The organism is Bacillus cereus group sp. BfR-BA-01330, from assembly GCF_022663885.1.
GTDB classification, from domain to species: Bacteria; Bacillota; Bacilli; order Bacillales; family Bacillaceae_G; genus Bacillus_A; species Bacillus_A cereus.
Genome location: NZ_JAKUGK010000019.1, coordinates 1 through 14,218 on the forward strand (window position 1 = coordinate 1; position 14,218 = coordinate 14,218).

Consider the following 14,218-nt stretch of genomic DNA (forward strand, 5'->3'; position numbering starts at 1 on the left):
CATATTTTCATTCCCGCCATACCAAGCAGCATCTATAATTAAATATGGCATTTTTGTATTAATGACATGACCTGTAAACCAAGCATCTTTTCCAGGACCACTATATAAATTGATGCCCCATCCTTCTGGGTATTTAGACGTTGCAATTCCCAGTCCTTTTGGTTGTAACGGCTTATTGTCACCGCCACCAGTTCCTCCATCAAAATCTACATATTGTTTAACAATTTCAGAGTAGAAGAAATTCCCTCCGTTTTTATATCGATAACCACCATTGTAAGCAACAGCGATAGGGTTACTATATTTCACCATAGCACCGGTCGTATTTCCAAGTGATGGCGCAACAACCGTTTTAGAATACAGATCTGCCACCGGTAATGAATGCTGTTTATTGTTAGATGCTAACCAGCGAAGGTAAGCTCGTCCAAAATTATATGATTGAACAATGGCACTTAAATCTGTAATGCCATTTTTCTTCGCATCATCAAAAGCACCCTTTAAATGCTTCACTCCGTAATAAATTGAATCTTTCGGGTTTTTAATTGTATTCATTGCCCATCCTTGTGATTCACTGGATTGCATAATATCAGGTGTCGTTTCAGAATTCCCTCCACTTTCTACCATAATAATTCCAAGCACGTAAGGAACTAATTCAGGTACACCTTGTGTAGAACATTCGCTTTCTACCATTGATTGCCAACGTAACACCTGTTGTGGCAAATTCTTTGTTTTGACTGAAGCAGCTAATAAACTCATCATTAAACATCTCCTTGTTTTTCTATTATTTTCGCCTGTAAAACTACTACTTTACTAAATATAACTAGAAGCTAAAGACCCATTAATCCATCAAATCACTTCATATTACTCACCTTCTTTCACAACAAAAAGAGCAACCATAAAAATAGTTGCCCTTTCGTCGAAATCTTATATTACTACTATAAATCACTTTTTCAATACTTTCTGTACACTGCATGTATCCTACAAAAAGGTAACATTAAAATCCATCTAAAAACTTGACAATCTTCCTTATTTCAGCGTGTTTTCGGCGTATATAACCTGTACTATAATGTAATTCAAACGCAATTTGTTCTAAAGTCATTCCATCAACATATTTCATTTTAAGTATTTGATGATCCAGTCCTTTAAACTTATTAATCAAAAGCTTTAAATCATACTCTTCATTCATCTTATGAGCTAATTCATATTCAATTGCCTCAATCCGTCCTTCTACCTTAGCCCCTTCCGATTCAGCGGTTAATCGTACATTTTGCAAATCACCGCTAATCCAACGCTTCAATTCGGCTTTTGATTTGTCTAAGTTGTATTCTAAATAAGCAATTTCTTCTTCTAATTTCTTATAATCTTTGAGCCACTTGAACACTTACTGATTCACCCACTTCCGTTCTTTTTACAAAGTCTCTTAATACTAATTTAATAGCATGAATATGCTTATTAGCCTTTTCAATCTTTATTACTTGTAAATCATCTAGCATTTTTTCTTATGACCTATATTTATTTAACACTTCTTGTAATCTCTCACGCTCTTCATCAATAGACTGTACAGTTTTTCTTTCCTCTTCTAGATTTGTTGATTCATCATCTTTATATAACCAATCGGGTACAATCTCTTTTCTATTTGAATACTTCTTACCTGTCCCGTTATATTTCTTTTTCTTGCTCATTTCGAAACGTCTATCTAGTATGGCCACATCAACTAATGTTTTAACTTCTTGCTCCTTCCAATTCCTCAATATAGCCTTAATGTAGTTCCATCTTGGTGCATTCTCATCAACGGCTTTATTAATTGCATGCTGAATTAACTCCCCACTAAACAAATTACAAAAGCTCCCCAACTCTGCAATTGCAATTTCACTTAACGGAATGCCCATCCCCTTAATAAAGTTACAACTTACTTTAACCCTCTCATTGATGAATACACGAGATTCTAATTTATCCATATCATCATAATCATTATTATTTCGTTTATTAGTATTTAGTCTATTAGTATTTAGTAGTTTCTGATTTTCCTCATATGGCTTTACCACATCTTGGTTTTCCATTTGTGGCATGTCCCTTTGTGGCGTTTCGTAAATTTCCGTATCCCACCTTGTAATTTTTTTCGTATTCCCATCACGAACAGGATAACGTTTTACATAACCTAATTCTTTTAATTCCTTAAAACCTGTACGGAGCGAATCTTCTCCATCCTTAGCATGTCGAGCTAATTCACTAATATGAAAAGTCCAATCGTCTGGTAATGTAAGCGCATAGGCTAAGATTCCTTTCGCTTTCCATGACAACCTTTCATCTTTTAAACCAGTATTATTTATAACGGAATAATTACTATCTTTTTTCACTCGAATAATCCCCATACTAGCCACCTCATAAATTCTCAAAAACGGTATTCAATGTTATACTTATCTAGAGATATTTTTTCTTATAGAATCCGCTGCAACGGATTCTTTTCTTATTCATTCAAAACAATCATGCTATCCATATCTATTTTCTTCTAAACCTCTCTTATTCCTCAAATTCAACATCCACTTGAATTTCGATATTCATTGGAATTTCTTGTGTTATACGAATCACATTTTGACTCATTCCTTTTTGAATAAGCTTTCTAACCTGCTCTTTTGCATCTTCTTTTGTTTTAAATTCACTGACAGTTGGTAATCCTGCTAAACTGCTAGTAATTACTAAAATCTTTCTTTGCATGTTCTTTCCTCCTACTGAATGTCTGCCATATTTATTTGTGAGTTTTTAACTGTAATTTCTTCATTTAAAACAGTTGGGATTGAATATTCTTCATTAATAATTTGTATTGCTCTATCCAAATGATGACGCTTAATAGCTTTATAACTATTCACACCAAATTCCCGATGTAACTGACTGTAAATATCTCTATATAACTTCCTTCTAAGGCCGATATCCTGATAAGAATTTGAATTTTTACCTCCCAATAACATAACACCTAACCTTTTTACAGCCCTTGTTATTTCTTCACACTCGATAGCATACAGCGGCGTATTTTCTCGCAATCCCTTCACCTCAGACTTAATCTCTTGTATCTCCTGGGTATGCCCTTCTAACGCAGCAAATGTTAACTTTAAAACCCCCATTGGATCCTTTGGCACATTTTGTTGATTTTGTATATACTGCTTCATTCGTTTGAACTCTTTCATGAATTTAATTTTTATTCCAACCGCTTCTCTACTGGTATATCCCATCACAAGTAACGTAAATGCTTCTTCTGTTAAATCATATTTAGGGATTCGCCTGTTCTTTGAATTCATATAAGTGGACTCGTGAAAATTTTCTCCTCCAAACTCTTCATCTACATATACAATTTGTTTTCGAACTTCCTTCAAAACGTCGAAGTGATCTTTTTTGAATATCTTCGCAATTACCAAACTATCCGTTACTACTTTGCCATTAACTTCAAATACTAATGAACTATGTACTGATGAGTCAGTTAATTGCCCCATCCTCATCTCCTCCTCACTACTAATTTTGAACTATCTTTATTGTATTGAGATAATTTCGCACTACGCATAATTCGTTGCTTTCTTTTACAGATTAACTAATTATCGAAATTTAAAATAAATACTATGATATGAACCCTTTTATTAAGTCATTATTCAATAATTCGGTTATCCATTTTAAGCAATTCTCCTCCGATTTCAATTCGCTTCGTTTTCTTCAAATTCAAAAAGATATTCCAAATTATGTTCTGGAAAAAAAGTTTTCTTAATTTCAAAAGCTTCATCATAATAAAAACGAAATTTACCATTTATTTTGTCGCTCACTGTTGCGTGGCGAAGTTTCAGATGCGAAGAAATTTGTGTAATCATAATTCTTTTTCTCGCCATCTCTGCACGCAAATTCGGATACATCGACTCACCACCTATTTTTTGTACGATATTGCGTTCATTTCCATTTAAATATAAACTCAATTTCGTATTTAGTCAATAAAAAAACGTATTTAAATACTCAATTTCGCATACTTTTCTATTTACTAACAAATTCAGTTAAGTTATGATATATACAGAAATACGCAATATCGTATACACTTTAATACGAAAGATGGTGAAAGTAATGAAAAAAGCAGAGGTTGTAACACGCTTAATAAAAGAAGCTGGCTATAGCAAAAGAGCCTTCGCCGAAAAAATAGGTCTCCCCCCCACAACACTGCAATCCATGTTATCAAGAGGGATTGGTAAAGCATCTGTTGATAATGTAATAAAAGTTTGTAAGGGATTAGGAATCACTACTGATGATTTAGAAAAACTCGCAACTCAAGAGGACAATACTGTTAAAGAAGAAGTTTCTATTTATGAAACCATCCAAAACGATCAATCAAATATTATTCATATTCCTATCATTGGTTCTGTAGCAGCCGGTACACCAATACTCGCTGAAGAAAATATCGAAGGCTATTTACCCATGCTAAGTACATTTTTAAACAAGCGTAAAAAGTATTTTTATCTTACTGTAAAAGGCACTAGCATGAATCTCGAATTCCCTGATGGTTCTTATGTTTTAGTAGAGGAAACTCCTTATGTTGAAAACGGACAAATTGCTGTTGTAAAAGTCAATGGTTATGATGCTACCGTGAAAAAGATTTCAAAATCCGGAAGCATCATTACTTTAATACCATTGAGTAATGACCCTATCCACGAACCAAAAACTTACGACCTTTCAGCTGAAGATGTAAAAATAATTGGTCGCGTTGTACAGGCAGTAAAGAATTATTAAGTTATAGCACAAGTGATTTAAAAAAAGATAAAATCAATTCTTTTGAAAAGATTTTCTTAGTAACATGATTCAAAATAACCAAAAACAATCCATTATCTAGTAGTTAATATATCCAATAACTTCACTAAAAAAGCCCTGATACCGTAGTATCAAGGCTTTTTTAGTTCATAAATTATATAAAACTTACGTTTATCTGATAATGTTTTTCTATGATATCACTACTTGTTATTAATTATTGGCTTTTATGTGGCTGTTTTTCATTTTGCAACCACATAAAATTGTAATAATAGGGAATAAAAAAACCCTTGATACGAGTTGTATCAAGGGTTCAAGCCTCTTAGTAAAGAGACATATATTGATCGCGTTCCCATTGGTGAACTTGTGTTCTAAAAATATCCCACTCAATCTCTTTCGCTTCGATGAAGTGCTCAAGTAAGTGTTCTCCTAGTGCACCGCATACTACTTCATTAGATTGTAATGTAACTAATGCTTGCGCTAATGTTGCTGGTAAGTCAACGATACCTGCTTCTTCGCGCTCTTCTTTTGTCATTACATAGATGTTACGATCTACTGCTGCTGGTGGAGTTAATTTGTTTTTAATTCCATCAAGACCTGCAGCTAATAATGTAGCCATTACTAAATATGGGTTTGCAGCTGGGTCAACACTACGTACTTCTACGCGTGTACTAATACCACGAGATGCAGGGATACGTACTAACGGGCTACGGTTTTGTGCAGACCATGCTACGTAACAAGGTGCTTCATATCCAGGTACTAGACGTTTGTATGAGTTTACAGTTGGGTTTGCTATCGCTGTAAATGCTGGTGCATGTTTTAAAATACCTGCGATGAAGTGACGAGCATCATCACTTAATTGTAAGTCACCGTTTGCATCAAAGAATACGTTCTCACCATTTTTAAATAATGATAAGTTACAGTGCATACCTGAACCGTTCACACCGTATAGTGGTTTTGGCATAAACGTTGCGTGTAAACCATGTTTACGAGCAATTGTTTTTACAACAAGTTTGAATGTTTGAATGTCATCACATGAGCGAATTGCATTTGCATATTTAAAGTCAATTTCGTGCTGCCCTGGAGCAACCTCATGGTGAGATGCTTCAATTTCAAATCCCATTTCTTCAAGTTCAAGAACGATATCACGACGACAGTTTTCCCCTAGATCCATCGGCGCAAGGTCGAAGTATCCACCGTTATCATTTAATTCTAATGTTGGATTTCCTTTTTCATCAACCTTAAATAGGAAGAATTCTGGCTCTGGTCCAAGATTGAAGTCTGAAAATCCTAAAGCTTCCATTTCTTTTAACACACGTTTTAAGTTGTTACGTGGGTCTCCATCAAATGGAGTGCCATCTGCATTGTAAATATCACAGATTAGTCGAGCTACTTTACCTTTTTCAGCTGTCCAAGGGAAAATTACCCAAGTGTCTAAATCAGGATATAAATACATATCAGATTCTTCAATACGTACGAAACCTTCAATCGAAGATCCATCAAACATCATTTTGTTATCAAGAGCTTTCGTTAATTGTCTCACTGGAATCTCTACGTTTTTAATTACCCCTAAAAGGTCCGTAAATTGTAAACGGATATACTTTACATTCTCTTCTTTCGCCAAACGGAAAATATCTTCTTTTGTGTATCTAGACATTATAAATTCCTCCTTAGTCCCTCTAATCGCCTTCAGAATCAGTTATCTTTAGTGAAAAAATCTTGAAATGTCACCTTGTCGCAATGAAGTTCGATTGAATCTACCTGTATGTTGTAGTTCATCTCGAAGTATTTTGCGAAGCTCAGTTTTTGAAATTTCTTTCGTTTCTTCTTTTACTTTCACTGCTTCTGTTTGATTTTCTTTCATTAGTAACACTTGCTTAATACCAGCCATATTCAAGCCTTGATCTAACAAATCTTTAATCTCTAACAACTTATCTACATCGTTAAATGAAAATAATCTACGATTCCCCTTTGTACGGGTTGGAGAAACAAGATTATGCTCTTCATAGTAGCGAATTTGACGTGCAGACAATTGTGTTAAATCCATAACAATACCAATTGGAAACAGCGGGGCAGAACGTCTATCTTCTTTCATTTTTCAGTTCCTCCTTCGCCTTAACTGCTTCTCATTTTATAACATGTTATGTTTAGTGTCAATAGATGTTAGCTTTTCTTACATGATTTTTTTATAAATTTTTTCATTCTTTTTTCTAATCGCATAAATCGTTACTTTTATACGAAAAAAGCTGCCGATATCGACAGCTTCCCATTAAGAAATGATTAATAAATTCTTTTCAATCAATTCGTCAATCGCAGAACAAATCGCAATTTTAACATGCGAATACGTTAAGCCACCTTGCACATACGCAACATACGGTGGTCTAATTGGACCATCAGCAGACAATTCAATACTTGCACCTTGAATAAACGTTCCCGCCGCCATGATTACATCATCTTCATAACCTGGCATATAGTTTGCATACGGAGTAAAATGCGAATTAATTGGAGATGCATATTGAATCGCTTGGCAGAAGGCAATCATACGGTCTTTATCATCAAATTGAACCGATTGAATTAAGTCTGTTCTTGGCGCATTCCACGCTGGTGACGTGTTCATTCCTAACTTTTCTAAAAACGCAGCTGTAAAAATTGCACCTTTCAGCGCTTGTCCTGCAACATGTGGCGCTAAGAAGAACCCTTGATACATTTCTTGCAGACTGTATAAAGACGCTCCAGCTTCCGCACCAATTCCCGGAGATGTTAAACGATATGCACACGCTTCAACATACTGTTCTTTCCCGACAATATAACCGCCAGTTTTAACAATTCCGCCGCCCGGGTTTTTAATAAGTGAACCCGCCATTAAATCTGCACCAACATGACACGGCTCTTGCTCTTCAATAAACTCGCCATAACAGTTATCTACAAACACAACAACATCAGGTTTAATTTCTTTAACAAACGCGATCATCTCTTTAATTTGAGAAATAGTAAACGATGGACGAGTAGCATAACCTTTCGAGCGCTGAATACCGATCATTTTCGTATTACTATGAATCGCTGCTGCAACAGCTTCAAAATCAACAAGCCCACCTTCAGTTAGTGGAACTGCATTGTAACCAATATTATATTCTTTAAATGAACCTACACCTTTCCCACGCACGCCAACGATTTCCTCTAACGTATCATACGGTTTTCCAGTGATGTACAATAACTCATCTCCTGGACGTAAAATACCAAATAACGCTGTAGAAATAGCGTGAGTACCTGAAATAATTTGCGGACGAACAAGTCCAGCTTCCGCTCCAAACACATCAGCATACACTTTTTCTAACGTATCACGGCCAATATCATCATAACCATAACCTGTCGTCGGGATAAAATGCGAGTCACTAATTTTATGTTTACGAAAACTTTCTAATACACGAAACTGATTACTTTCAATTACTTCATCCGCACGTTTATGTACTTCTGTAATCTGACTCTCTACTTCTTTTACGATTGGAGCAATTTTTTCTCCATTTTTCAAACGATCAAACATTTTTATTTTCTCCTTCTTCCACTAAAAATCTCTTTAATTGCACATTAAGCGATGAATGAGTAAAAATATACCCTGCACAATCATATACAAATTTATCTTCCAGAAACTCCATCTTTGCTAATAGCGTTTCCGTCTTTAAAAGCGTTAATAACTTACCTTCACTCGGAGGGATTTCTACTCGATAACGATCCATTTCTTTCTTCATTTTCATTTCTATCGCTTCTTTTATACGCAATACATCACTTTCTTCAAAAGCACTAGTCATTAAGAAATCACTTTTCGGAAACGGAATAAAGTTTTGATGTAATTCATCTTTTTTATTATATAACGTAATAATAGGAATATGATTAATTTCAAGTTCTGATAATAATCGTTTTACTGTTTTTTCATGCCCTATGTAGTTAGGATCCGCAGAATCAACTACATGTAAAATGACATCTGCTTCCCCCGCTTCTTCCAGTGTCGAACGAAAAGCAGCGATTAATGAAGTGGGTAAATCTTGTATAAAACCAACAGTATCAGTTAGTAATACTGTATAACCCGAAGGTAACGGCATCTTCCTCGTCGTTGGGTCTAATGTTGCAAACAGAAGGTTTTCTTCAAACGTATCAGCTTCCGTTAATCTATTAAACAGTGTCGATTTCCCTGCATTTGTATACCCTATTAACGAAACTTGAAATACTTTATTATCTTTTCTTCTCTCACGATATCTTTTTCGATGTTCCACAACAACTGCAAGTTGTTTCTTTATTTCATCAATACGGGATCGAATATGACGACGATCCGTCTCTAATTTCGTCTCACCCGGTCCTCTCGTTCCAATACCACCACCAAGACGCGATAAGGACAATCCTTGCCCCATAAGACGCGGCATTGTATATTGCAACTGAGCTAATTCTACTTGAAGCTTACCTTCCCTCGACTTCGCACGTTGCGCAAAAATATCCAGTATTAGTTGCGTTCGATCAATTACTCTCGCATCTAATACTGAGGATAAATTCCGAATTTGACTCGGCGTTAATTCATTATTAAACACAATAACATCCGGCTCTAATTCTTCAGTTAACATTGTAAGCTCTTCTAATTTCCCTTTACCTATGTAAGTTGCCGGATGAAACTTTGGTCGTTTTTGCGTTGTTGACACTAACAATTCTGCTCGTGCAGTCTTCGCTAGTGATGCAAGCTCTTTCATGGAATGCATAAATTTTTCATCATCATCTTGTGGCAATTGACAGCCTACTAATATGACTTTTTCTTTTTCTTCCATCAAATATGTTCACTCATCCTTTTCGAAATTTAAACCTTCTAATATAATAGCAGAGGAAGCACATTTCATCTAGTTAGCGGGGGAGAAAATTCATGGCATGGGAGATTTTTAGCATCATAGGCACAATCGCTTTCGCACTAAGCGGAGCCATTGTTGCAATGGAAGAGGATTATGATATTTTCGGGGTGTATATTTTAGGAATGGCAACCGCATTTGGGGGAGGTGCCCTTCGTAATTTATTAATCGGTTATCCGATTGTCGCGTTTTGGCAACAAGACATGTTATTCCAAATCGCACTTTTATCAATGACTATTATTTTTCTTTTTCCAAATAAGTTAATTAGACATTGGAAAAAGTGGGAAAATATCACTGACGCTATCGGCTTATCAGCATTTGCTGTACAAGGAGCATTATATGCCCAAAAATTAAATTTACCAATTAGCGCCACAATTGTAGCAGCTGTTTTAACTGGTATCGGCGGCGGTATCATTCGCGATCTTTTAGCCCGCAGAAAACCTCTCGTTCTTCGAGCTGAAGTATATGCCTTTTGGACAATTTTAGCAGGTTTCTTAATTGGCGCTCAAATTATTGTTAGCGATTGGGCTCTTTACATTTTATTCATTTTAATTGTTTGCTTCCGCATGGTTTCTATTCATTACAAATGGCATTTACCGCACAGACGTATCGAAACGAAAGAACGTTCAATGCATAAATAGCAATCTAACCTCTTTACATATCGTAAAGAGGTTTTTCTTTTCTAACGATTTTTTCTTTATATAATGTTTATACTAATTTTTAAAGTGAGGTGAATACAAATGACAAACCACGTTAATAAAGGAGCTCAAAAAAGCTCAGTAAATCAATTTGGGCACGATCCTAATTCAGCACACGAAAAGAGCGCTAAAATGGAACACTTCCATAAAGCACACCAAGAAAAAGCAAAAAAAGAGTAAACGAACTTATACACAAAAATCGACGCACAGTTTATGTACTGTGCGTCTCCTCTTCGAGCATCAAATCCATACTCGATATTCCAATTAAATCATTTTTATCATAGGCATCTTCTTGCAACAACCGCATCGCCTGTGTACGAATTGATTTTTCAACAATATTCCGTACATACCGCCCATTACTAAACGATGTAATTTGCGACGAATACTTTACAGCATGTAAATGATCCCTAAATTTCCATTCAGCCTCTTTCGATAACTGATATTCACGCTCTTCATACATTCTTTTCCCAATTTCCAACAACTGATTTACCGAGTAATCCGCAAATTCAATAATAAATGGAAAACGAGATTGCAGCCCTGGATTTAATGAAAGAAAGTGATTCATCTCTCTTGAATATCCAGCTAAAATCAATACAAAACCATGTTGTTTATCTTCCATATGTTTTACAAGCGTATCAATTGCTTCTTTTCCAAAGTCCTTCTCTCCTCCTCGAGCTAAAGAATACGCCTCATCAATAAACAAAATACCTCCCATTGCTTTTTTTATTAAGTCTCTTGTTTTTTGGGCTGTATGGCCGATGTACTCTCCTACAAGATCAGCACGTTCAGCTTCAACCAAGTGGCCTTTCGATAGAATATTCATCTCAAACAGCAATTTTCCTATCATTCTAGCAACTGTTGTCTTCCCTGTACCTGGATTCCCTTTAAACAGCATATGAAGTACTTGCTTCTCTGACTTCAATCCCTTCTCTTGTCTTTTTTTATTCACATAAATCCAAGCATATATTTCTTTTATTATCTTTTTTATATCATCCATCCCAACAAGCTTCCCCATCTCTTCTTCAATTCTCTGCAGCATTTCATGTTTAATTGTAGTTTCATTTGAAATTACCGTTTTATTTTCTGCGGCTGGCAAAGAAATTTTCTTTCGATGGTTTAACACAATATTAATTTGATTATTGTTTTTCTTTCGCATCGATTGTTCCATACAATCACCTCATTTTATCCACTCACCAAATATTATTATTCCTGTCCCCCTTGTAAATGCCTATTTTCAGAAAAGTTTGCTATAATATAAGAAATAATTAAGGTGGTGGGACTATGGAGACAACGGAATTCCATGATACAATACAAGCCTTTTCTATTTTTTTATTGAATAAAGGCCGAAAACCCTCAACTATTAAACGTTATGTTTATGACGTTGAAGACTTCGGACATTGGTTAGAAAAAAACAAAAAGCTCCCTTCCAGTAATATATGGGCTACACTTTGTACAAAAGACTACGAAGATTACTTTTCCGATTTAAAAACGAATCGACATTACTCAGAAAAAACGATGCATCGTGTATTTATTGTACTAAATAGAATGCATCATTTTCTAAACATTCCTAATCCATTGAAAAATATGGAGATATCTATTCAACCAGACCGTACACTTCGTAACGAAGATTTCATTTCACCTGATGAAGAAAAAAGGTTAAAGTATATAGTCACTTCATTAGAAGGACTTTCAGAAAAACAACTTCCTGTGCGCCCCTTATTAATGGATCGCAATATTGCTATTTTAAATCTATTGATTGACTACGGTTTATCCTTACAGGAACTTACAGCATTAACAATGCATCACGTTCACTTTGAAACTAACACATTATCAATCCCAGCAACCGCAGGTGTAGAAAGAACAATTACATTAGCAAAAGAAGACAAAAAACAACTATATAATTATTACAAAAGCATCCCGGAACCAGTTCGCCCTAAATACCATAGTGATGATCCATTATTTGTCGCATTCGATTTTAACCGTGGAACATACAGGTGGGTATATGAAAATGATGCACCAAAGGCATTAACGGAAATTGCTATACAAAAAATGATTCGCCTCGAAGTGGCTAGAGCCAATTTACGTAAAGGAATTTCAGGACAACATTTTCGTAACACCTATATTTTAAACTTAATAAAAAAAGAAACTCCTGAATCAGAAATTATAAAACTCGCTGGATTCAAATCAAAAATTTCATTAAAGCGATATTATCAATACGCAGAAAATAGAAAAAACGCCTTATTGTAAGGCGTTTTTTCTATTTTTTCTTTAAACAAACGATTTTATTATGACCATTTAACTAATTTCTGCATCTACTATGATGAGTTTCGTTCACATTTTCGTGAGAAAGGAGAGATTTAATGTCTCGTTATAACGACAATCAAAACAAATTCTCCAAACCATGCTTTCCAAGTAGCGCCGGACGAATCCCAAATACTCCATCAATCCCAATTACTAAAGCTCAACTTAGAACATTTCGTGCGATTATTATTGATTTAACAAAAATAATCCCAAAACTTTTCGCAAATCCATCTCCCCAAAATATTGAAGATCTAATCGATACATTGAACCTACTGAGTAAATTTATTTGTTCACTAGACGCTACTTCCTCCCTGAAAGCACAAGGGTTAGCTATTATTAAAAACTTAATAACTATATTAAGAAATCCAACCTTTGTAGCAAGCGCTGTATTTATTGAGCTTCAAAATCTCATTAACTATTTACTATACATTACAAAATTATTCCGAATTGACCCTTGCACACTTCAAGAGCTCCTTAAATTAATAGCAGCATTACAAACTGCTCTAGTTAATTCTGCTTCGTTCATTCAAGGACCTACCGGACCTACTGGACCAGCAGGCGCTACTGGTGCTACCGGACCTCGAGGTAACACGGGCGCTACTGGCGCTACCGGTGCCACTGGACCTCGAGGTAACACGGGCGCTACTGGCGCTACCGGACCTCAAGGTAACACAGGTGCTACTGGCGCTACTGGACCTCGAGGTAACACGGGCGCTACTGGACCTACCGGTGCCACTGGGCCCCGAGGTAACACAGGCGCTACTGGACCTACCGGTGCCACTGGACCTCGAGGTAACACGGGCGCTACTGGCGCCACTGGACCTCAAGGTAACACGGGCGCTACTGGGCCTCGAGGTAACACGGGCGCTACTGGCGCTACTGGACCTCAAGGTAACACAGGTGCTACTGGTGCCACTGGGCCTCGAGGTAACACGGGTGCTACTGGCGCTACTGGACCTCAAGGTAACACAGGTGCTACTGGTTCCACTGGGCCACGAGGTAACACGGGCGCTACTGGCGCTACTGGACCTCAAGGTAACACAGGTGCTACTGGTGCCACTGGACCTCGAGGTAACACGGGCGCTACTGGCGCTACTGGACCTCAAGGTAACACAGGTGCTACTGGTGCCACTGGACCTCAGGGTGTTCAAGGTAACACAGGTGCTACCGGCGCTACTGGTGCTACTGGACCTCAAGGTAACACAGGTGCTACTGGCGCTACTGGTATAGGAGTTACCGGACCTACTGGACCTTCTGGCGGGCCTCCTGGACCTACTGGACCTCAAGGTAACACAGGCGCTACTGGTGCTACTGGACCTCAAGGTGTTCAAGGTAACACAGGTGCTACTGGCGCTACTGGACCTCAAGGTGTTCAAGGTAACACAGGTGCTACTGGTGCCACTGGCGCTACTGGACCTCAAGGTGTTCAAGGTAACACAGGTGCTACTGGTGCCACTGGCGCTACTGGACCTCAAGGTGTTCAAGGTAACACAGGTGCTACTGGTGCTACAGGCGCTACTGGACCTCAGGGTGCTCAAGGTAACACAGGCGCTACCGGTGCCACTGGAC

16 protein-coding genes are annotated in these 14,218 nt (G+C 37.0%); 5 read left to right on the forward strand and 11 right to left on the reverse strand.

The window, feature by feature from the left end; translation table 11 throughout:
- The 6 genes from MR112_RS28325 to MR112_RS28350 form a co-directional block, all read right to left on the reverse strand.
- Positions 1 to 753: lysozyme family protein (locus tag MR112_RS28325; protein WP_242245876.1), on the reverse strand; the 753-nt coding region annotated here is incomplete at its 3' end.
- A gap of 238 nt (positions 754 to 991) precedes the next feature.
- Positions 992 to 1,378: a DUF1492 domain-containing protein gene (locus MR112_RS28330; protein WP_074555580.1), complete on the reverse strand. Its 387-nt coding sequence runs from the start codon at positions 1,376 to 1,378 to the stop codon at positions 992 to 994.
- A gap of 118 nt (positions 1,379 to 1,496) precedes the next feature.
- The gene (locus MR112_RS28335; RefSeq protein ID WP_074555582.1) at positions 1,497 to 2,369 is read right to left on the reverse strand and encodes a DnaD domain protein; all 873 of its coding nucleotides are present in this window, start codon (positions 2,367 to 2,369) and stop codon (positions 1,497 to 1,499) included.
- A 148-nt stretch (positions 2,370 to 2,517) separates the two neighbouring features.
- Positions 2,518 to 2,712, reverse strand: coding sequence for a hypothetical protein (locus MR112_RS28340; RefSeq protein WP_001189064.1), 195 nt, complete (start codon positions 2,710 to 2,712; stop codon positions 2,518 to 2,520).
- Between the two features lie 11 nt (positions 2,713 to 2,723).
- Positions 2,724 to 3,482 carry an ORF6C domain-containing protein gene (locus tag MR112_RS28345; RefSeq protein ID WP_074555584.1) on the reverse strand — a complete coding sequence of 253 codons (759 nt, stop codon included), beginning with the start codon at positions 3,480 to 3,482 and terminating at the stop codon, positions 2,724 to 2,726.
- A gap of 195 nt (positions 3,483 to 3,677) precedes the next feature.
- Positions 3,678 to 3,890 carry a hypothetical protein gene (locus MR112_RS28350; protein WP_000283430.1) on the reverse strand — a complete coding sequence of 71 codons (213 nt, stop codon included), beginning with the start codon at positions 3,888 to 3,890 and terminating at the stop codon, positions 3,678 to 3,680.
- A 202-nt stretch (positions 3,891 to 4,092) separates the two neighbouring features.
- Here MR112_RS28350 and MR112_RS28355 point away from each other — a divergent pair, with 202 nt between their 5' ends.
- Positions 4,093 to 4,752 carry a LexA family protein gene (locus MR112_RS28355; protein WP_033695267.1) on the forward strand — a complete coding sequence of 220 codons (660 nt, stop codon included), beginning with the start codon at positions 4,093 to 4,095 and terminating at the stop codon, positions 4,750 to 4,752.
- A gap of 337 nt (positions 4,753 to 5,089) precedes the next feature.
- On the opposite strand, the gene glnA is transcribed toward MR112_RS28355, so the two are convergent.
- The 4 genes from glnA to hflX all read right to left on the reverse strand — a co-directional run bounded on the left by glnA (position 5,090) and on the right by hflX (position 9,575).
- Complete coding sequence (glnA, locus tag MR112_RS28360) at positions 5,090 to 6,424, reverse strand: type I glutamate--ammonia ligase (protein WP_000092763.1); 1,335 nt, start codon at positions 6,422 to 6,424, stop codon at positions 5,090 to 5,092.
- Positions 6,425 to 6,472: 48 nt separating this feature from the next.
- Positions 6,473 to 6,862 carry a transcriptional repressor GlnR gene (gene glnR, locus MR112_RS28365; RefSeq protein ID WP_000656783.1) on the reverse strand — a complete coding sequence of 130 codons (390 nt, stop codon included), beginning with the start codon at positions 6,860 to 6,862 and terminating at the stop codon, positions 6,473 to 6,475.
- A 174-nt stretch (positions 6,863 to 7,036) separates the two neighbouring features.
- The gene (locus tag MR112_RS28370; protein ID WP_025710425.1) at positions 7,037 to 8,308 is read right to left on the reverse strand and encodes a methionine gamma-lyase family protein; all 1,272 of its coding nucleotides are present in this window, start codon (positions 8,306 to 8,308) and stop codon (positions 7,037 to 7,039) included.
- The gene (gene hflX, locus MR112_RS28375) at positions 8,301 to 9,575 is read right to left on the reverse strand and encodes a GTPase HflX (protein WP_000391393.1); all 1,275 of its coding nucleotides are present in this window, start codon (positions 9,573 to 9,575) and stop codon (positions 8,301 to 8,303) included. Before hflX ends, MR112_RS28370 begins: the two co-directional genes overlap by 8 nt.
- A 92-nt stretch (positions 9,576 to 9,667) precedes the next feature.
- Here hflX and MR112_RS28380 point away from each other — a divergent pair, with 92 nt between their 5' ends.
- Both MR112_RS28380 and MR112_RS28385 read left to right on the forward strand, forming a co-directional pair.
- Positions 9,668 to 10,291, forward strand: a complete 624-nt coding sequence (locus MR112_RS28380) for a trimeric intracellular cation channel family protein (RefSeq protein ID WP_000312267.1) — start codon at positions 9,668 to 9,670, stop codon at positions 10,289 to 10,291.
- Positions 10,292 to 10,390: 99 nt separating this feature from the next.
- Positions 10,391 to 10,528 (forward strand): hypothetical protein, encoded by a 138-nt coding sequence (locus MR112_RS28385; RefSeq protein ID WP_000181500.1) that lies wholly within the window; start codon positions 10,391 to 10,393, stop codon positions 10,526 to 10,528.
- Between the two features lie 31 nt (positions 10,529 to 10,559).
- Here MR112_RS28385 and spoVK read toward each other — a convergent pair whose 3' ends face one another.
- On the reverse strand, positions 10,560 to 11,516 hold the full coding sequence (gene spoVK, locus MR112_RS28390; RefSeq protein ID WP_000438178.1) for a stage V sporulation protein K: 957 nt from the start codon (positions 11,514 to 11,516) through the stop codon (positions 10,560 to 10,562).
- Positions 11,517 to 11,629: 113 nt separating this feature from the next.
- Between spoVK and MR112_RS28395 the strand changes: the two genes are divergently transcribed.
- Together MR112_RS28395 and MR112_RS28400 are read left to right on the forward strand one after the other, a co-directional pair.
- Positions 11,630 to 12,595 (forward strand): tyrosine-type recombinase/integrase, encoded by a 966-nt coding sequence (locus tag MR112_RS28395; protein ID WP_000450326.1) that lies wholly within the window; start codon positions 11,630 to 11,632, stop codon positions 12,593 to 12,595.
- A 113-nt stretch (positions 12,596 to 12,708) separates the two neighbouring features.
- A partial coding sequence (locus MR112_RS28400) for a collagen-like repeat preface domain-containing protein (RefSeq protein WP_242245875.1) occupies positions 12,709 to 14,218 on the forward strand: 1,510 nt, incomplete at its 3' end.